The sequence below is a fragment of the Leucobacter sp. CX87 genome, assembly GCF_018682295.1.
Lineage (GTDB): Bacteria > Actinomycetota > Actinomycetes > Actinomycetales > Microbacteriaceae > Cx-87.
The window spans coordinates 1-18026 of sequence record NZ_JAFIRI010000001.1 but is presented as its reverse complement, the minus strand read 5'-3'; the positions used below and the strand labels follow the sequence as shown (position 1 = coordinate 18026).

14 protein-coding genes, 1 rRNA gene and 1 pseudogene are annotated in these 18026 nt (G+C 67.4%); 4 read left to right on the top strand and 12 right to left on the bottom strand.

The genetic code is table 11. From position 1 onward, the window contains the following. Positions 1-3 precede the first annotated feature (3 nt). Positions 4-3408, bottom strand: coding sequence for a pyruvate carboxylase (locus KOE53_RS00080; protein ID WP_188056990.1), 3405 nt, complete (start codon positions 3406-3408; stop codon positions 4-6). Between the two features lie 94 nt (positions 3409-3502). Here KOE53_RS00080 and KOE53_RS00075 point away from each other — a divergent pair. The 3 genes and pseudogenes from KOE53_RS00075 to KOE53_RS00065 form a co-directional block, all read left to right on the top strand. Beyond that, positions 3503-4294: pseudogene (locus KOE53_RS00075) on the top strand (ParA family protein); the annotation flags it as partial. A gap of 373 nt (positions 4295-4667) precedes the next feature. Continuing rightward, positions 4668-5120, top strand: coding sequence for a thioredoxin family protein (locus KOE53_RS00070; protein ID WP_188056989.1), 453 nt, complete (start codon positions 4668-4670; stop codon positions 5118-5120). After that, positions 5098-5643 (top strand): DUF4395 domain-containing protein, encoded by a 546-nt coding sequence (locus KOE53_RS00065; RefSeq protein ID WP_188056988.1) that lies wholly within the window; start codon positions 5098-5100, stop codon positions 5641-5643. Before KOE53_RS00070 ends, KOE53_RS00065 begins: the two co-directional genes overlap by 23 nt. A gap of 43 nt (positions 5644-5686) precedes the next feature. Here the strand turns inward: KOE53_RS00065 and KOE53_RS00060 are convergent, their stop codons facing one another. The 4 genes from KOE53_RS00060 to KOE53_RS00045 all read right to left on the bottom strand — a co-directional run bounded on the left by KOE53_RS00060 (position 5687) and on the right by KOE53_RS00045 (position 9142). Continuing rightward, the gene (locus tag KOE53_RS00060) at positions 5687-6259 is read right to left on the bottom strand and encodes a MerR family transcriptional regulator (RefSeq protein WP_188045009.1); all 573 of its coding nucleotides are present in this window, start codon (positions 6257-6259) and stop codon (positions 5687-5689) included. Between the two features lie 137 nt (positions 6260-6396). Then, a complete protein-coding gene (gene ftsR, locus KOE53_RS00055) occupies positions 6397-7077 on the bottom strand; it encodes a transcriptional regulator FtsR (RefSeq protein WP_188045010.1) in 681 nt (226 codons plus the stop codon). Position 7078: 1 nt separating this feature from the next. After that, complete coding sequence (locus tag KOE53_RS00050) at positions 7079-7564, bottom strand: FHA domain-containing protein (protein ID WP_370566909.1); 486 nt, start codon at positions 7562-7564, stop codon at positions 7079-7081. A 66-nt stretch (positions 7565-7630) separates the two neighbouring features. Then, positions 7631-9142 carry an XRE family transcriptional regulator gene (locus tag KOE53_RS00045; RefSeq protein ID WP_188056987.1) on the bottom strand — a complete coding sequence of 504 codons (1512 nt, stop codon included), beginning with the start codon at positions 9140-9142 and terminating at the stop codon, positions 7631-7633. 167 nt (positions 9143-9309) lie between these two features. On the opposite strand from KOE53_RS00045, the gene aceB reads away from it, so the two are divergent. After that, positions 9310-10986: a malate synthase A gene (gene aceB / locus KOE53_RS00040; RefSeq protein ID WP_188045012.1), complete on the top strand. Its 1677-nt coding sequence runs from the start codon at positions 9310-9312 to the stop codon at positions 10984-10986. Positions 10987-11058: 72 nt separating this feature from the next. On the opposite strand, the gene mnhG is transcribed toward aceB, so the two are convergent. The 7 genes from mnhG to rrf all read right to left on the bottom strand — a co-directional run bounded on the left by mnhG (position 11059) and on the right by rrf (position 17866). Continuing rightward, the gene (gene mnhG / locus KOE53_RS00035) at positions 11059-11406 is read right to left on the bottom strand and encodes a monovalent cation/H(+) antiporter subunit G (RefSeq protein WP_188056986.1); all 348 of its coding nucleotides are present in this window, start codon (positions 11404-11406) and stop codon (positions 11059-11061) included. Beyond that, positions 11399-11710, bottom strand: coding sequence for an MrpF/PhaF family protein (locus tag KOE53_RS00030; protein ID WP_188045014.1), 312 nt, complete (start codon positions 11708-11710; stop codon positions 11399-11401). The genes mnhG and KOE53_RS00030 overlap by 8 nt, the downstream gene beginning before the upstream one ends. Then, on the bottom strand, positions 11707-12252 hold the full coding sequence (locus KOE53_RS00025) for a Na+/H+ antiporter subunit E (RefSeq protein ID WP_188056985.1): 546 nt from the start codon (positions 12250-12252) through the stop codon (positions 11707-11709). The genes KOE53_RS00030 and KOE53_RS00025 overlap by 4 nt, the downstream gene beginning before the upstream one ends. Next, positions 12249-14237, bottom strand: a complete 1989-nt coding sequence (locus tag KOE53_RS00020) for a Na+/H+ antiporter subunit D (RefSeq protein WP_251364037.1) — start codon at positions 14235-14237, stop codon at positions 12249-12251. Before KOE53_RS00020 ends, KOE53_RS00025 begins: the two co-directional genes overlap by 4 nt. Continuing rightward, on the bottom strand, positions 14234-14701 hold the full coding sequence (locus KOE53_RS00015; RefSeq protein WP_188045016.1) for a Na(+)/H(+) antiporter subunit C: 468 nt from the start codon (positions 14699-14701) through the stop codon (positions 14234-14236). The genes KOE53_RS00020 and KOE53_RS00015 overlap by 4 nt, the downstream gene beginning before the upstream one ends. Then, positions 14698-17592, bottom strand: coding sequence for a Na+/H+ antiporter subunit A (locus KOE53_RS00010; protein WP_251364036.1), 2895 nt, complete (start codon positions 17590-17592; stop codon positions 14698-14700). The genes KOE53_RS00015 and KOE53_RS00010 overlap by 4 nt, the downstream gene beginning before the upstream one ends. 157 nt (positions 17593-17749) lie before the next feature. Further along, positions 17750-17866, bottom strand: a 5S ribosomal RNA gene (rrf, locus tag KOE53_RS00005). Between the last annotated feature and the right edge of the window lie 160 nt (positions 17867-18026).

The following is an 18026-nucleotide window of genomic DNA, read 5'->3' as shown; positions in this document are numbered from 1 at the left end:
GAGTTACTCCTTGTCGATCACCACGAGCAGGTCGCCCGCCTCCACCGGCCGGGTGCCGGTGAACAGGATCCGCGCCACCTTCCCCGCGTGGGGAGCAGTGATCGCGGCCTCCATCTTCATTGCTTCGATCGTAGCGACTGGCTGGCCGGCGGCGACCTCGTCGCCCGCCGCGGCCTTCAGCGTGACGGTCCCCGAGAAGGGGGCAGCGACGTGCGCCGGGTCGGTGCGATCGGCCTTCTCCGCGACGGCGACCGTGACCGCGATGCTGCGATCCTTCGCAAACACCGGGCGCAGTTGACCGTTCACGCGCACCATCACCGTGCGCACGCCCTTGTCGTCAGCCTCGCCGATCGCTTCGAGCCCCACGAAGAGGCGCACCCCGCGGGCGAGGTCCACGACGTGCTCCTCGCCCACCTCGAGCCCGTAGAGGAAGTCGTTTGTGTCGAGCACGGAGAGGTCGCCGAAGCGCTCACGAGCCGCATGGAACTGCGCTGTCGGCTGCGGGAACAGCAGGCGGTTGAGCGCGTCCCGCCGCGCGGAGCTGTCCCCGTCGAGTGCCGCCTGATCCTCGGGCGACACGTCCGCGATGGGCAAGCGCACCTCGCGACCGGCGAGCACCTTCGTACGGAACGGCTCGGGCCAGCCGCCGGGCAGCTCACCGAGCTCGCCGGCGAGGAAGCCGACCACTGAGTCGGGAATGTCGTAGCGCTCGGGGTGCGCCTCGAAGTCGGCCGGGTCGGCGTCCACCGCGGCGAGGTGCAGCGCAAGGTCGCCCACGACCTTAGAGGACGGCGTCACCTTCGGCACACGACCCAGGATCCGGTCGGCCGCCGCGTACATGTCTTCGATTTTCTCGAAGTCATCGGCGAGGCCGAGCGCGATGGCCTGCTGGCGCAGGTTGGACAGTTGTCCACCCGGAATTTCGTGCGTGTAGACGCGCCCCGTGGGGCCGGGCAGACCGGACTCGAACGGACGATAGCTCGTGCGCACCGCCTGCCAGTACGGCTCGAGCGCCTGCACCGCGTCTCCGTCCAACTCGGTGTCCCGCTCGGTGTCGGCGAGCGCGGCGACGAGCGCCGAGAGCGATGGCTGGCTCGTCGTGCCGGCCATCGGGGCGCTCGCCACATCGACGGCGTCAACGCCGGCGCGCGCCGCGGCGAGCAAGGTGGCGAGCTGGCCACCGGCGGTGTCGTGGGTGTGCAGGTGCACCGGCAGGTCGAACCGCTCACGCAGCGCCGTGACGAGGCGCTCCGCCGCGACCGGGCGCAGGAGGCCGGCCATGTCCTTGATCGCGAGCACGTGCGCGCCCGCGTCCACGATGCGCTCCGCGAGGCGCAGGTAGTAGTCGAGCGTGTAGAGGTCCTCGGCGGGGCTCAGCAGATTCCCCGTGTAGCACAGCGCCACCTCGGCCACCGCGGTACCCGTGTCCCGCACCGCGTCGATGGCGACCCGCATCTGTTCGACGTCGTTCAGCGCGTCAAAGATGCGGAAGATGTCGACGCCCGTGCTCGCGGCCTCACGCACGAACGCCTCGGCCACCTGGCGGGGGTAGGGGGTGTACCCGACCGTGTTCTGCCCGCGCAGCAGCATCTGAATCGCGATGTTGGGCATGAGCTCGCGCATCGCTGCGAGGCGGTCCCAGGGGTCCTCCGCGAGGAAGCGGAGGGCGACGTCGTAGGTCGCACCGCCCCAGGCCTCGACCGAGAGGAGCTTCGGAGTGAGTCGGGCCACATGAGGGGCGACGGCCGCAAGGTCTCGGGTGCGCACCCGCGTGGCGAGCAGCGACTGGTGCGCGTCGCGGAACGTCGTCTCCGTCACCGCGACCGCGGTCTGGTTGCGCAGCGCCCGAGCGAAGCCCTCGGGGCCCAGCTCGAGCAGGCGCTGGCGGCTCCCCGCAGGGGCGGGCTGCGCGAGATCAAGCGCCGGCAGCTTGGCCGCCGCCGAGACCGCGCTTGGGCGCTCGCCGTTCGGGTGGTTCACGGTGACGTCGGCGAGGTGCTGCAGCAGCTTCGTGGCGCGATCCTGCGGCTTGTTCTGGCTGAGGAGCTCGGGACGTTCCTCAATGAACGCGGTGCTCACGTTCCCCGCGCGGAACGAGGGGTCGTCGAGCACAGCCTGCAGGAAGGGAATGTTCGTCGCGACACCGCGGATGCGGAACTCGGCGAGGGCGCGGCGGGCCCGCACGACAGCGCTCGGGAAGTCGCGACCGCGGCAGGTGAGCTTGGCGAGCATCGAATCAAAGTGGGGGCTGATGTGTGCGCCCGGGTTGATCGTGCCGCCGTCAAGACGCACCCCGCTGCCGCCCGGCGACCGGTACGTCGTGATGCGGCCGAGGTCGGGGCGGAAGCCGTCCGCCGGGTCCTCCGTCGTGATGCGGCACTGCAGCGCGAAGCCACGCAGCTGAATCTTGTCTTGCGTCAGGCCCAGCTCCTCGAGCGTCTCGCCCGCGGCGATCCGCATCTGGGACTGCACGAGGTCAACGTCCGTCACCTCCTCGGTCACGGTGTGCTCGACCTGGATCCGCGGGTTCATCTCGATGAAGACGTGCTGGCCGGCGCGCTCCCCCTCGGTGTCGACGAGGAACTCAACCGTGCCGGCGTTCACGTAGTTGATTGAGCGAGCGAACGCGATCGCGTCGCGTGTCAGTTCGTCGCGAAGGGCGGGGTCGAGGTTCGGCGCCGGGGCCATCTCGATGACCTTCTGGTGGCGGCGCTGCACGGAGCAGTCCCGTTCGTAGAGGTGCACCGTGGCGCCCGTGTGGTCCGCCAGCACCTGCACCTCGATGTGGCGGGGCAGCAACACCGCCTGCTCGATAAACATCGTGGAATCGCCAAACGCGCTCGCGGCCTCTCGCATCGCCGCTTCGAGGGCATCACGCAGATCCTCACGGCGTTCGACCCGACGCATGCCGCGCCCGCCGCCGCCGGCGACGGCCTTCGCGAAAACGGGGAACCCGATCTCCTCGGCGCCGGCGATCAACACATCGAGATCCTGCGACGGCGGGGTCGAGCGCAACACGGGAACGCCCGCCGCGATCGCGTGCGTCTTCGCGGCGACCTTGTCCCCCGCCATCTCGAGCGCGACGCGCCCCGGGCCGATGAAGACAATGCCGGCGGCCTCGGCAGCGGCGGCAAGCTCAGGGTTTTCCGAGAGGAAGCCGTAGCCCGGGTAGATCGCGTCCGCGCCTGACTCCTTCGCGACTCGGATAATCTCCGCAACGTCGAGGTAGGCCCGTACTGGGTGTCCGACTTCGCCGATCTGATAGGCCTCGTCGGCCTTCAGCCGGTGCAACGAATTGCGGTCCTCGTAGGGGAACACGGCGACCGTCTTCGCCCCGAGCTCAAACGCCGCACGGAAGGCGCGAATCGCGATCTCGCCTCTGTTGGCAACCAAAATCTTCCGAAACACGCGACACTCCTTCGGGCCGTTCAGATGGAAAAAGTCCATGGCGGCCGGTGAAAGCACACCGTTCTTCAGCCTAGTGCCGGTAAGCTTTCGCCTTGTGCATGTATTGAGCGTGAGTTCCCTTAAGGGCGGGGTCGGCAAGACCACCGTTACCCTCGGCCTGGCCTCCGCCGCGTTTTCCCGTGGCCTGCGAACCCTGGTCGTCGATCTCGATCCGCAGTCGGACGTCTCGACTGGGATGGATGTGTCCCCGGAAGGGCACTCGAACATCGCGGATGTACTCGAGAGCCCCAAGGAAAAGACCGTCAGGGACGCGATCGTCCCGAGCGGCTGGACGAAGCACCACGAGGGCAACATTGACGTCCTCATCGGAAGCCCAGCAGCCATCAACTTTGACGGCCCGCACCCTTCGATCCGAGAGATCTGGAAGCTCGAGGAGGCGCTCGCGAGCGTCGAGAAGGACTACGATCTCGTCCTCATCGATTGCGCCCCCTCGTTGAACGCGCTCACCCGCACCGCGTGGGCCGCGAGCGATCGCGTGCTCGTCGTGACCGAGCCGGGCCTCTTCGCCGTGGCCGCCGCCGACCGCGCACTGCGCGCGATCGAGGAGATCCGTCGTGGCATTAGCCCGCGACTGCAGCCGCTCGGCATTGTCATCAACCGCGCCCGCACCCAGTCCATGGAGCACCAGTTCCGCATCCGCGAACTTCGCGAGATGTTCGGGCCGCTCGTGCTCAGCCCGCAGCTCCCAGAGCGCACCTCGCTGCAGCAAGCGCAGGGCGCGGCGAAGCCCGTGCACATCTGGCCGGGCGAGACCGCTCAGGAGATGGCCGGCTACTTCGACCAGATCCTCGACCGCGTCCTCCGTTCGGCAGGAATCGAGGCGCCCACTGCCCGCCTGCTTGCACGCATGGGCGATGGCGCGAGCGACTCCGCCACCGTGATCGCGACCGAGCCGCTTCCCACCGAGGTCTCGGACACCGCCGATGTCGTCACAGACCGCGCGGCCGAGCCGGTCGATCCCGCAGTGGTGGAGCCGGACGCGTCCGAGGCGCAGCCATCGGGGAACGCCTCGACGCAGCGCCAACAGCCGAAGAAGAAGAAAAAGCGCTAGCCCGTCAGACAGAAAGCGGTCGGCACCCTCGGGTGACCGGCCGTTTTCTCGTTCACCACCCGGAATATTGCGTTATTTTTTATGGGAGGCATTACCAAATGTGACGAATCCCTATGCGGATCCGCCCGGAGCGCCTACCCTCAAGGACATGGAACCCACTACGGCGGCGCTCGCGCTCGGCGCGCTCGCGGCGCTCACCGCGGTCGCGGCCCTCGTACTCAAGCGCACCCCGGAGCGCGCCCGTCGCGTCCGTGATGCGCGCCCGATCGACCTGTCCTCCCTCGGGATTGAGGGGCCTGGCGAGCGCGCCACGATCGTGCAGTTCAGCACCGAAATGTGCGCGAGGTGCCCCGGGGTCCGCCGCGTCATTTCCGGTCTTATCACTCCCGGCGTCGAGTTCGTCCACGTTGACGTGACGCATCGGCCCGAGATCGCGAGCCAATTCAACCTGCTGCAGACCCCGACGGTGCTCCTGCTCGACCCTGCAGGGCGGGCACGCACTCGCCTGAGTGGTGCCATTAGCCGCGAGGCCCTCGCCCGCGAACTCACCGAGCTCACCTCACTCGCCGAAGGCCCCCATGTCGCATCGCTCGCCCGATAACACGTCCCTGCCCGCACCGAGTCCCGGTCAGATCGACCCCCGGGGACCGGTGTTCGGCGCGGCGATCACCTCGATGCTCCTGCTGGTCGCCATCTTCCTCGCACTCACGGGAGCCGCCACGACCCTCACCGCCGGGCGCAGCACCCTCGCTGAGCGCGCACTCGATCCCGGCTTCCTGATGCTCGGCGTCGTCGCGATCCTGTTTACCTGGTCACTCGTGGCGCCCAGCTCGCAGCCGCTGCAAGCGATCTTCCGCTTGGCGGTGCAGCCGAGGCTCGCTCCGCCTGCGGACTGGGAGGACGCGCGACCCCCGCGATTCGCGCAAGGGGTTGGCCTGGCCGTCGTCGGAATCGGGCTTGTACTGCACCTGGCCGGGGTGCCGCTGGCGCTCGTGGTCGCGGCCGCTGCGGCGTTCGTCGCGGCGGCACTGAACGCGACCGTGGGCTTCTGCCTCGGGTGCGAAATCTACCTGCTGCTCGTGCGGGCACGCGTCATCACGCCCAAATCACCGGGCACAGCCTGACGTAGCTTGCTCGTCGCGCAGCGAACCTGCGAGGGTACGAGCGCTAGGAGATCTTGCGCTGCGTGCGGCGCACCGCAAGCTCGTCGAGGGCGTCACCCGAAACATCGCGGTGCGACTCGATATCGACGAGCGACACCTCGACCTCGCGAAGGACCTTGCCCACCGCAATTCCGAATACTCCCTGGCCGCGGCTGACCAGGTCAATGACCTCGTCGTTCGACGTGCACAGGTAGACGCTCGCCCCGTCGCTCATGAGCGTCGTCTGAGCGAGGTCGTGGACGCCCGCCTCGTGCAGCTGCGCAACCGCGGTGCGGATCTGCTGCAGTGAAATTCCCGTGTCAAGCAACCGCTTCACGAGCTTCAACACGAGGATGTCGCGGAAGCCGTACAGTCGCTGAGTACCGGATCCTTGAGCGCTGCGCACGGTCGGCTCGACGAGCCCCGTGCGTGCCCAGTAATCCAGCTGACGATAGCTAATCCCGGCGGCGCGTGCGGCAACCGCACCCTTGAAACCGCCGTCCACGTCGGGCTGCGGGAGCCCGTCGCTGAACAAGAGCTCATTGCCCGCGGAATCGACCGGGATGGAGTCGACAGGTGTCGACGCAGAGTCCTCCATCAGGTGCCTTCCCGCCGGGGCGACTCTCGCGTCCGACTCATCCAACGGTACCCATGCGCGACCCCCGGTGCAACGACCGCCGCATCACAAGTTTGGCGTGTCGCATTGGAGCCCGACCGGACCTCGCACCGAGATTCCTACTGTGCGAGTCGTTGCCTGACCACACCCGCACGAACGGCGTCCAGCAGGTCCGCGAGCTCGAGCGCATCATTGCCGGCTTTCGCCGCGCCACCCGCCGCCACGCCACGCGTCGCGACGGCGTGTTCGATCAAGGCGACGTCGCGTTCGGCAGCCAGCCTGAGCTGGCGAAGATGGGGCGGGGTCAGCCCGCGCTCGCTGAGCTCCATGAGCGCGGTGAGCTGCGCCAGGGCATCCTGAGAAAAGACTTCGGTTGGGGGCAAGAGCCCCGCGCTAATGGCCTCGCCCAGGAAGCGGGGCGTCGCGCCACTCTGACGCAGCAGCTCGTCGCGACCCATCACGGAGCGAGGGCGCAAGATGCTCGACACATTCCGCGGCACCGCGCCAGGGATGACCGGGTCACGCCCGGCGTCGAGCTCGGCCAGCACTCCGGAGATCACCCGCAGCGGGAGGTAGAAGTTGCGCTGCAGGGTGAGGATGATGCGGATGCGCTCGATGTGGGACTGATCAAACTTGCGGTAACCCGCCTGGGTGCGCTCTGGCGTGACGAGTCCCTGCTCTTCTAAAAAGCGCAGCTTCGAGGGGCTGAGGTCCGAGAAGTCGTCCTGCAGGATCTCCAGCACCTGGCCGATGCTGAGAAGCGCTGCCCCCGAGTGCGAGGAAGCGGCCGCTACTCCCACGCTACTGCTCGTCGGCCAGGTCGAACCGAGACGCGAAGAAGGTGAACTTGAACTTCCCCACCTGCACTTCAGCCCCGTCGACGAGGGCGACTTCGCCGTCGAAGCGTTCGCCGTCGCAGTAGGTGCCGTTGAGCGAGCCCAGGTCGCGCACCGAGAACGTGCTGCCCGAGCGCGAGAATTCGGCGTGCTTGCGAGACACCGTCACGTCATCGAGGAAGATATCGACCTCGGGGTGCCGTCCCGCGATAGTCGAGGTGGCGTCAAGCAGGAATCGGGCGCCGAGGTCGGGGCCGCGTCGCACCACCAACAGCGCAGCGCCAGAGGGCAGCGCTTCGACGGCCTCGCGCTCGTCCACCGAGAGATTCGTGGCCGAAGCGCGAATCATTGCGCTCAGATCCTCGCGGAACTGCTGCGTCGAACGCACCTCGGTGTCGTCGCTTCGCTTGGTCTGCTTGTCAGCGCTCACGTCGCCCAGCTCCTTGTCCATCAATTCGAGCTTCCGCCCAATACTTCTACGCTATCGCAGCGGCGGCGGGGCCGCATCCCTGATCCGCTAGCGTCCCGGGCGGCTCTCATGTCCTTCGAGGAACTCATAGACCTCATGGGCGTCGACTCCGGGAAACGTCCCGGTCGGCAGGGCTGCGAGCAGGCTGGTCGGCGTCGCCGCCTCCGGCCATGCCGCACCCTCCCACTTCCGAGTGAGCACCGTGGACGCGCGGCGGCAGCAGGTCTCGTCCGGGCAGTGCGATGCGGTGCGATGCGACGTCTCGCGACCGCGGAACCACTTCACCGCGTGGAAGGGCACCCCGACGCTGACCGAGTACTCCCCCTCCTTCGCCTTTTCCACCCGCGACGTGCACCAGTAGGTGCCACCAGCCGCCATGTCGGTGTACTGATACCACGGGTTGAACCGGTCGGCAGAGGCAAAGACCGTTCGCGCCGTCCAGTTTCGGCACACCATCGCGCCCTCGAGCGCCCCCAGCGCGTCGGACGGGAACTTTACGTCGTCGTTCTCGTATGCCTTGATGAGGGTCCCCGACTCGTGCACCTTCATGAAGTGCACCTCGAGGTCGAGCCGCTCGGTCGCGATGTTGGTGAATCGGTGCGCCGCCATCTCGTACGAGACCGCGAAGGCATCCCGCAGGTCCTCCATCGAGATCTGCCGGCGCTGCTTGGCCTCGGCCAACAGCGTGACGGTCGCCTCCTCGGGCAGCAGCACCGCGCCCGCCAGGTAGTTCGCCTCGACCCGCTGGCGCAGGAAGTCCGCGTAGTTCTCGGGCTCCTCGTGCGCGCAGACGACGCCGGCGAGGGCGCGCAGGATCGGGGCGCGGGCGTCGCGGGAGGGCACATTTGCCCCGAGGTAGATCCGGCCGTTGCGCCGGTCGATCACCGAGCGCGTCGAGTGGGGCATGTCGTGGACGTAGTGGAGCGAGAAGCCGAGCTTCGCCGCGACATCGGCGATGGCCTGGTGCGAGACCGGCCCCCCGCTGTACCCCACGGAGGCGAGCAGCTTCGCCGCCTCCGCCTCGAGCTCGGCGAAGTAGTTGCCCCGGCCACGCATCTCGGCGCGCAGGTCGGTGTTCGCTCGGCGCGCCTCCTCGGGCGTCGCGGCGCGTTCCCTGTGCAGGCGCTCGACTTCTTGGTGTAGACCGAGAATTGCCCGCAGCGTCTCGTCGCTCGTCGCCTTCGACACACGCACCGGATGAATGCCGAGCGCACCGAACACCGCGCCCCGCTGCGCTCGCTCCACGGCAATCTCAAGCGCGGCCCGCTCGTTCGGAGCTTCGTCGGTCAGCAGGTCATCAACAGTCGAGCCGAGCGCGACGGCGAGGGCCCGCAAGAGTGGAAGCCGCGGCTCGCGTTTTCCGTTCTCGATGGCCGACACCTGCGAGGGCGCACGGTCGATCGCCTGCGCAAGCTGCTCGAGGGTCATCCCGAGCTCGTTGCGTCGCTCGCGCACGCGGCGTCCGAGAGTCAGCGCATCAGCCGTGTCGGTCGACTGGCCGGCGGGGACGAGGGTCGCGGTGGCGGGCACTGGGCGACGTCCGGAATCGAGAGGAGTCATGTTTTCCATCGTCCCACAGTCCGATTCTTTCACCAAGCAGAAATTTGTCGAATCTTCACCCCCGAATCCGACAGATTGCCTGCCCTAGGGGCGCGCATGATTGAAGACATCAAGCATCACCACCCGAACACCGCTCATCACTTTCACCGCGATCGACAGGACGCACCATGAACACCACGCAGGCACCCACGACGACCCTCACCGCGGCCGGGCCCGCAGCCGGGACCGCACCGATCGCCCCGGGTCCTCGCATCGATGTTGTCGGCGCGCTTCACCCCCGCTTCGACGAGATCCTGACCCCGCAGGCGCTCGAGTTCGTGACCGAGCTACACCGCCTTTTTGCCGGCGCACGCCACGATCGCCTGGCCGAGCGGATGCGCAAGCGCTTCGAGATCGGCAACGGCCGCGACCCGAAGTTCCGCGATGACACCGCTCACATCCGCGAGGACGCCTCGTGGCGCGTCGCCGGCCCCGGCCCGGGCCTCGAGGATCGCCGCGTGGAGATCACCGGCCCGACCGACCCGAAGATGACGATCAACGCACTGAATTCCGGCGCGAAGGTCTGGCTCGCGGATCAGGAAGACGCGACGAGCCCCACCTGGAAGAACGTCATCGGCGGCCAGCTGTCCCTGTTTGACGCGATCCGCGACCAGCTCGAGTTCACGAGCCCCGAGGGCAAGCAGTACCGCGTCACCGCGACCGAGACGCCGACGATCGTGATGCGGCCCCGCGGCTGGCACCTGGTCGAGAAGCACCTGCGCTTCACGGACGGCCACGGCCAGGCGATGGCGGCGTCCGGCAGCCTCGTTGACTTCGGCCTCTACGCGTTCCACAACGCCCAGGAGCTCGTGGCACGCGGCCGCGGCCCCTACTTCTACATCGCCAAGCTCGAGTCGAGCGAAGAAGCGCAGCTCTGGGACGACGTGTTCAGCTTCACCGAGCGCACGCTGGGCCTCGAACACGGCACCATTCGCGCCACGGTCCTCATCGAGACGCTCCCCGCCGCGTTTGAGATGGATGAGATCCTGTATGTCATGCGCGACCACATCGCCGGCCTGAACGCCGGTCGCTGGGACTACATCTTCTCGATCATCAAGAACTACCGCGGCCGCGGCGCTCGATTCGTACTGCCCGACCGCAGCGAGGTCACCATGACGGTGCCCTTTATGCGGGCCTACACCGAGCTGCTCGTGCAGACCGCCCACAAGCGCGGCGCGCACGCCATCGGCGGCATGAGCGCGTTCATCCCGAATCGTCGTGACCCCGAGGTCACCGCGCTCGCCGAGCGCAAGGTGCGCGCCGACAAGAACCGCGAGGCGAACGATGGCTTCGACGGCACCTGGGTGGCCCACCCCGATCTCATCCCCGTAGCCCAGGCCGAGTTCGATGCCGTGCTCGGCGACAAGCCGAACCAGGTCGACCGCCAGCGCGACGACGTGCACGTGACGGCGGCAGACCTGCTCGACGTGCACATCGGCCGCGAAATCTCGAACGCCGGCGTGCGCGAGAACGTCTCGATCGGCATCCGCTACATCGAATCATGGCTCCGAGGCGTTGGCGCTGCGGCAATCGACAACCTGATGGAGGACGCAGCAACTGCCGAGATCAGCCGATCGCAGATCTGGCAGTGGATCCACCAGGACCAGTCGACCGCCGAGGGCACCCGCATCACCCGCGAGTGGGTGGAATCCCTCGTGCACGAGGTCACCGGCTCATTTGATCGCTTCGAGGGTGACCGCTTCGATGACGCGGCAGAGATCTTCGCGGACGTCGCGCTCGGCGAGACGTTCCCGACGTTCCTGACGGTTTCGGCCTACAGCCGCTACCTGGTCGAACTCGACTAATCCCAGCCGCACTGACGAAAGCGACCCGGTCTCTCAGGAGGCCGGGTCGCTTTCGTCAGTGCACGTAGTCGACTACTGCGCCCGCTCGATCGCGGGACCAAGCTCATCAACCATGAGGGACTCGGTGTCGAGCTGACCCGTGCGATAGGCCGCGCGGCCCACCATGTGCGCCGCGACCGGGGCCGTCAGCGACTGAAAGATGAACACTGGCAGCAGGCCGATGAGCGTCGAGAACGAGCGCTGATCGATCGCGATCGCTGCGATCACGAGCAACAGCCCGAAGATCTGCGGCTTCGTGGCGGCGTGCAGTCGGCTCAACGCGTCCGGGAAGCGCAACAAGCCGATGCCCGCCGCGACCGAGAACCCGGCCGCGCCCAACACGCACACGAGCGCCACAAGGTCGAGTACCTGATCAAACATCGGTGGGCCCCTTCCCCGTCGGCAGTGTCGGCTGGCCCGCGCGACGCTTGACGTAGCGCGCGACGACGATCGTCGCGAACACGGCGGTGGCGCCCAGCGCCGTCATGAACGCGATCGAGTCGGTGTGGCCGCGCAGGACCATGTCGACCCCAACGACCAGCATGAGCGTCGTCAACAGCACGTCAGACGCGATCATGCGATCAAGGATCGTGGGGCCGCGCACGATCCTCACGAGCGCGCACAGCGCGGTCACGGTGAACCCGACGCCCGCAGCGACGGCCAAGGCGAGCTCAAACGTGCTCATGACAGCGCCTCCATTTCCTCGCGCGAGCCGATCGACCGAATCAAGAGGGACTCGATGCGAGCGACTTCCTCGCGCATCCTCCGCAGCTCTTTCTGCGTGGGCGTGTTCAAGACGTGGAGGTACAGCGTCGACGCAAATCGATCGACCTCGGCCACCAGTGAACCCGGGATCAGCGAGATCGTGAGGCCCGTCAAGGTCAGGATGAAATCGGATCTCGTGCGCAGCCGCACCGCGATGATCGCGGTCTTCGGCGGCGGCCCCGGGCGAAGTGCGAGCCAGGCGACCTGGAACGAAGCGATCATGAGGTGGCGCAAGAAGTACTCCAGGAAGCGCAGCGCGTACCATAGGTTGAAGCGCCCCGCGAGATCGACCGGCGGCAGATAGAACAGCCGCGTCGCGACATACGAGACCAGGATCCCGCTGATGAGCGACATCCAGGAGACCTCGCGCCAGAGCGCCATCCACAATATGACGAGGCCAACGAGGAGTGGAATCTCATGCAGGCGAAAGAGACGCTCGAGGCGACGGTCGGCGCGGGTCACGGGGCCACCTCTGTGCTCTCTTCGGCGTCGTCTGTATTCGGACGCTTGCCGAAGTCGGGGTGCAGGCGCGACTCGGGGGGCTCGAGCTCAGTCGTGCCGCTGCCCCCGCCGAGCCCGTCCCGCGTGTCACCGAGGACGAGCTGGACGAGCCGCGCCGGGTTTGCGAGGTCCTCGCCCGCCCGACTGGCATAGGCGTAGAGCGGCCCCGCGAAGATGGTGAGGGCGATGCTGACACCGACCATACCGGCGGTGGCCCCGGTCATCAGCCTGGGAATGTCGCGCTTTGCGCGCCGCGGCTGTGCGTCGGGGGCGTCGTGCAGTCGCACCAGTTGGTCCACTTCACGGCGCCGAAGCTCCGCACCCGCGGACGGGGCCACTGTCGGTGCCGCAGCGGGTTCCACGGCAGGCGTGGCCGCGGCTTCGGCAGCGGCGGCCTCGACCGTGCGAGCCCCGGCCGTCACCCCAGCCGTCGACTGCTCCTCAGACCGGGCCGGCGATGCTGCGCCGCCCAGGCTCGCGGCCGCGTCGATATTCACCATCGGGAACTCCGCGCCGGTGAGGTCCACGCCAGCGGTCCGCAGATCGGCGCCCGTTCCCCCGTTGACGCCGGGCGCCGTCGTATCCGACGAGCTGTTGACTTCGAGGCCCGAGGCGGCCGCTTGGTCGCGCGGACGCCAGAAGGCCAGGCTCCAGGCGCGAGTGAGCGCGTAGAGCGTGAGCAGCGAGACGGCCGCGCCGATGCCGATGAGCCAGTACGCGCCGGGGGTCGCAAGTTCAGCGCCCGCAGTGAAGAGTCCGAGCTTGCCGATGAATCCGGAGAATGGCGGGATCCCGCCGAGGTTGAGCATCGGGATGAAAAACAGGACGGCGATCACGGGTGCGCTCCGCAGCATGCCGCCAAGCCCCGTGAGAGACGTGGTCCCTCCGTGGCGCTCCATCAGACCGACCGCGAGGAACAGCGTCGTCTGCACAATAATGTGGTGCGCAATATAGAAGATCGTGGCCGAGAACCCGAGCACGCTCGCCATCCCGATGCCGAAGATCATGTACCCGATGTGGCTGATGAGCGTGAACGACAGGATCCGCTTGATGTCGAGCTGCGAGACCGCGCCGAGGATCCCGACAAGCAGGGTGCAGCCCGCGATCACCAGCAATAAGTTGTCGACGCTCGACAGCGGGAAGAGCAGCGTCTGGGTGCGAATGATTGCGTAGACGCCCACCTTGGTGAGCAGGCCCGCGAAGACGGCGGTCACCGGAGCCGGGGCCGTCGGGTACGAGTCCGGCAGCCAGAACGCCAGCGGGAAGACGGCGGCCTTGATCCCGAACGCGATGAGCAACGTGAGATTCAGCAGCAGCTGGACCGAATCAGGCAGCTCGGCAATGCGGATGGTCAGCTGTGCCATGTTCACGGTGCCCGTGGCCCCGTAGATCAGGGCGATGGCGCCGAGGAACAGGATCGAGGACACGAGCGAGACCACGACGTAGGTGACCCCGGCCCGGATCCGCTGCACCGTCCCGCCCAAGGTGATGAGCACGTAGCTTGCGACCAACAGGATCTCGAAGCCGACGTAGAGGTTGAACAGGTCTCCCGCGATGAACGCGTTGCAGACACCCGCGCCGAGCACGAGGTAGGTCGGGTAGTAGATCGAGACCGGCGTCTCTTCGTCTCCGTCGGCGAGACCTTGGCCGAGCGAGAAGAGCAGCACGCCCAGGAGGACGACGGCCGAGACCGTGACCATCAGCGCCGACACCCGATCGACGACGAGGGCAATACCGTACGGGGCCGCCCAGCCCCCGACCTCCATCACGAGGGTGCCCTGGGTATCGCTCGCCCACATCAGGATGCCGCCCAGCACCACGATCGTGGCGAGCGCCGCGACGGTGATGCCCTGCTGCAGTCGGCGCCGGCCTGGGAACGACAGGGTGATTGCGGCCGCGGCGAGCGGCACGAGCACCACCAGCGGGATCAGCGGGGTGAGCGTCATGAGCGGCGCTCCTGTTCTTCGGCGGCGTCCGCCGGATCTTCGTCGAACTCGGGTGTATCGGCGATGTCCTCATCGGTGAGTTCGACGGAGGCCAGCGCCTGGGTGCTTGCGAGCTCGATGTCCTCTTCGTCGTCGCGCACGGTGTCTTCGTCCTCGCGAGCGAGCCGCCAGGAGCGGTAGATGAGGGCGAGGAGGAACGCGCTGACGCAGAAGGTGATGACGATGGCTGTCAGGATGAACGCCTGCGGCAGTGGGTCACTCATGTCCTCGGGGTCGACGGTGCCCGCAATCGGGGCGGCTCCGAAGTTTCCGGACATAAGGAAGAGCATGAGGTTGGTCGCGTTGCCGACGAGCAGGAATCCGAGCAGCACTCGGGTCAGGCTGCGGTCGAGCAGCAGATAGACGCCGCCGGCGTACAGCACGACCATGACGGCGACGAGCACGAGGGGCATGGTGGAAATCATCGCTGGGTCGCCTCCTCAAGCGCGGTGTCGGCGTCTTCTTCCTCGTGCTCGTCGATCTCCGCGCCGAGGCTGCGCAGCACGTCGAGTATCAGGCCAAACACCACGAGGTATACGCCGACGTCGAAGAACGTCGAAGTCACGATGGAAATCTCACCCAGCGGCCCGAGATCAAGGTCGAACCAGGACGACGCGAGCGCCGACTGACCGAAGAAGAGCGGGATGATCGCGACGGTCGCCGCGATGCCGAATCCGACGCCCAGGATCCGCCCGGCGTCGAGCGAGACCGTCGCCCCCAGCTCATATCGACCGCCCGCGAGGTAGCGCGCCACGAGCGCGAGACCGGCGACGAGCCCGCCCGCGAAGCCGCCGCCCGGCGTATTGTGCCCGGTCAGCAACAAGTAGATGGAGAGCAGAATCAGCGCATGGAAGATCAGGCGCACGACGACCTCGAGGATGATCGAGCGCCGCTCCGGGGCCAGGTGACGGCCGGCGAGCAGCCAAGTGCCTCGTGCAGTGGAGTCGTTCGGGTCGGCGACCCGCAACAGGTGCTCCCGCACCCGGCTCCGTGCGGCCTGGCGGCTGAGTTTGGGCAGGTTGTCCCCGCGGGTGCTCCGGAAGACGAGCGAGGCGACGCCGGTGGCCGCCGCCAGGATCACGGAGAGCTCCCCCAGCGTGTCCCAACCGCGAATATCGACGAGCATGACGTTGACGACGTTGTAGCCGTGTCCGCCGTTCACCGCGAGCTCGGGCAACTTGAGCGAAATCGGCTCGGCCACGCGGGCGCCGAGCGCGATCACCGCGGCGCCCCCCAGCGACAGCCCGACGCCGGCGCCGATCAGCGCACGTACGATGCGCACCCTCCGGCTCGAGCGCGCCGAAATGCGCTGCGGCAGCCGGCGGATCACGAGCACGAACGCGATCAGGGTGATCGTCTCGACGAGCGCCTGGGTCAGGGCGAGATCCGGTGCGCCATGCAGTGCGAAGAGCGCCGCCATGCCGTAGCCCGTCACGCCGACAAGCACGACGGCTTGGAAGCGGGTCGGCGCGCGCAGCGCCGCGACCGCCGCGATGATCATGACGATCGCGATCGGAATCTGCACGGGCGAAGTCGCCCAGACGATGGTCGCGGGCCAGTCCCCCGAAACGAGGAGGGTGCCGCCGATGGTCACGGTCGTCACGATCAGGATGACCGCCAGGTAGAACGGCAGCGAACCGCGCTGGGTGAGCGAGGTCAGCCGCACCGCGAGGATGTCCAGCCAGTGTGTGACGACCCAGTAGGCGTGCGCGCCCGAGAAACGGTCGGATCCCTGCGGGACCCGGTGCTTCGGGCGACAGAGCCACACCGCGAGGAGCACCCCGATGAGCAGCACCAGGACGGACGCGCCGAGCGCCGGCGTGAAGCCGTGCCAAAGCGCGAGGTGCTCGGGGGCTGCCCCGCCAGCGGGGTCGACCGTCTGCACGAGCTCCTGGAACCAGGGGTCCAAGAGCGAGGCGAAGAGGCCGCCTCCCAGCGCGAGCAGGGCGAATGCCGCCGGCGCGATCAGGATGCTCGGGTACTGGCGGTGCGTCGTAGCGCAGTCGAGGACGCCACGCTTGGTGGCAAACGCGCCCCAGAGGAAGCGCCCCATGTACGCGACCGTCAGCACGCTGCCCAGGGCGGCAACCGCAAAGGCGAGCACCGCGAGCGGCTCCGTCTGCCCGACTGCCAGCAGCTCAGTAAACGCGGACTCCTTTGCAACGAAACCGGCGAGCGGCGGGAAACCGGCCATTGAGGCTGCCGCGAGCGTCGTGACCACGGCGAGCACGGGGGCCTGCCGCCAGAGTCCGCTGAGCTTTCGGAGGTCTCGCGTGCCCGTCCGATGGTCAATGATGCCGACGGCGAGGAAGAGCGGCGCCTTCGCCACAGCGTGCGCGAAGAGCAGCGCGAAGGCTGCGAGATCGGTGCGCGGGTCGGTAATACCAAACATCATGACGAGGAACCCGAGCTGGCTCACGGTGCCGTGCGCGACGATCAGTTTGATATCGAACTGGCGCAGCGCGCGGATCCCGCCGTTGAGCATCGTGATGCCGCCGAGGATCACGAGCGTCTCGCGGAACCCGGCGACGTCGCCGAACGCCGGTCCGAGCCGGGCAATCAGATAGATACCGGCCTTGACCATCGCGGCGGCGTGCAGGTACGCACTCACCGGCGTCGGCGCGGCCATGGCGCCGGGCAGCCAGAAGTGGAAGGGAAAAATCGCCGACTTCGAGAGCGCGCCGACCAGCATGAGGAAGACGGCCACCGTTGCTGCGGTACCCGTCGGGGGGTCTGCGAGGATCACGGAGAGCTGCGACGTCCCGGCGGAGTTCGCCAGGATCACGAACCCGACGAGCATAACGAGCCCGCCCAGCGTCGTCACCATGAGCGCCTGCAGCGCCGCCGCGCGGCTCGTCCGGCGGAACGACGCGTGGCCGATCAAGAGGAAGGAGAAAATCGTCGTGCCTTCCCAGAACAGGAAGAGCAGGTAGACGTCGTCCGCGAGCACGAGGCCCAGCATTGAGGCCGCGAAGCCTACAAACACCCCGGCAAACCGTGCGAGGCCTTCTTCGCCGGTCTCGAAGTATCGCCAGCAGTACAGCAAGACGAGGGCTCCAGCGCCCGTGACGAGCAGCGCGAAGAGCAGCGATACGGGATCGAGCCGGAAGGTCAGGGTGAGGTCGAGTTCGGGAACCCACGGAAGGCGTTCCGTCTGCACTCCCCCGGCCAGCACGCTGGGCGCCTGGGTCGCCAGCGCAATGCAGGCGGCGGCAAGCACGCCGGCCGCGGCGGGGAACGCCGCAGGACCAAACCGCCGAAACACCGGCGGGCAGACGAGCGCCGCGAAGACGAGCAGGACCAAAATGCTCGTCATCAAACCCATCCGCTGCCCTTTCGTTGCACCCACGCCTTCCGGCGAATGGGCTCTCAACCAGCTTACCGGAGTGCCTCCCGCAGGCTTTCCTATGAGCGCTTTTCGGGCATAAAAAAAGGGGCCTCATCTTTCGATGAGGCCCCTTTTACAAAAAGAAGTCCGGCGGTGTCCTACTCTCCCACAGGGTCCCCCCTGCAGTACCATCGGCGCAGTCAGCCTTAGCTTCCGGGTTCGGAATGTTTCCGGGCGTTTCCCTGACGCTATAACCGCCGTAACACTATTGACCTGTCAAACCCAACCACACAGACACACCAACCAGGACGAGTGCACACTCCGAAGAGCATGGACCACACCGGTCAGGGTGGGTGGTTGTGGCTTGACCGTACGTCAAGAACCACAAAGTGGACGCGAAACATCAAAACACACATCAGAGG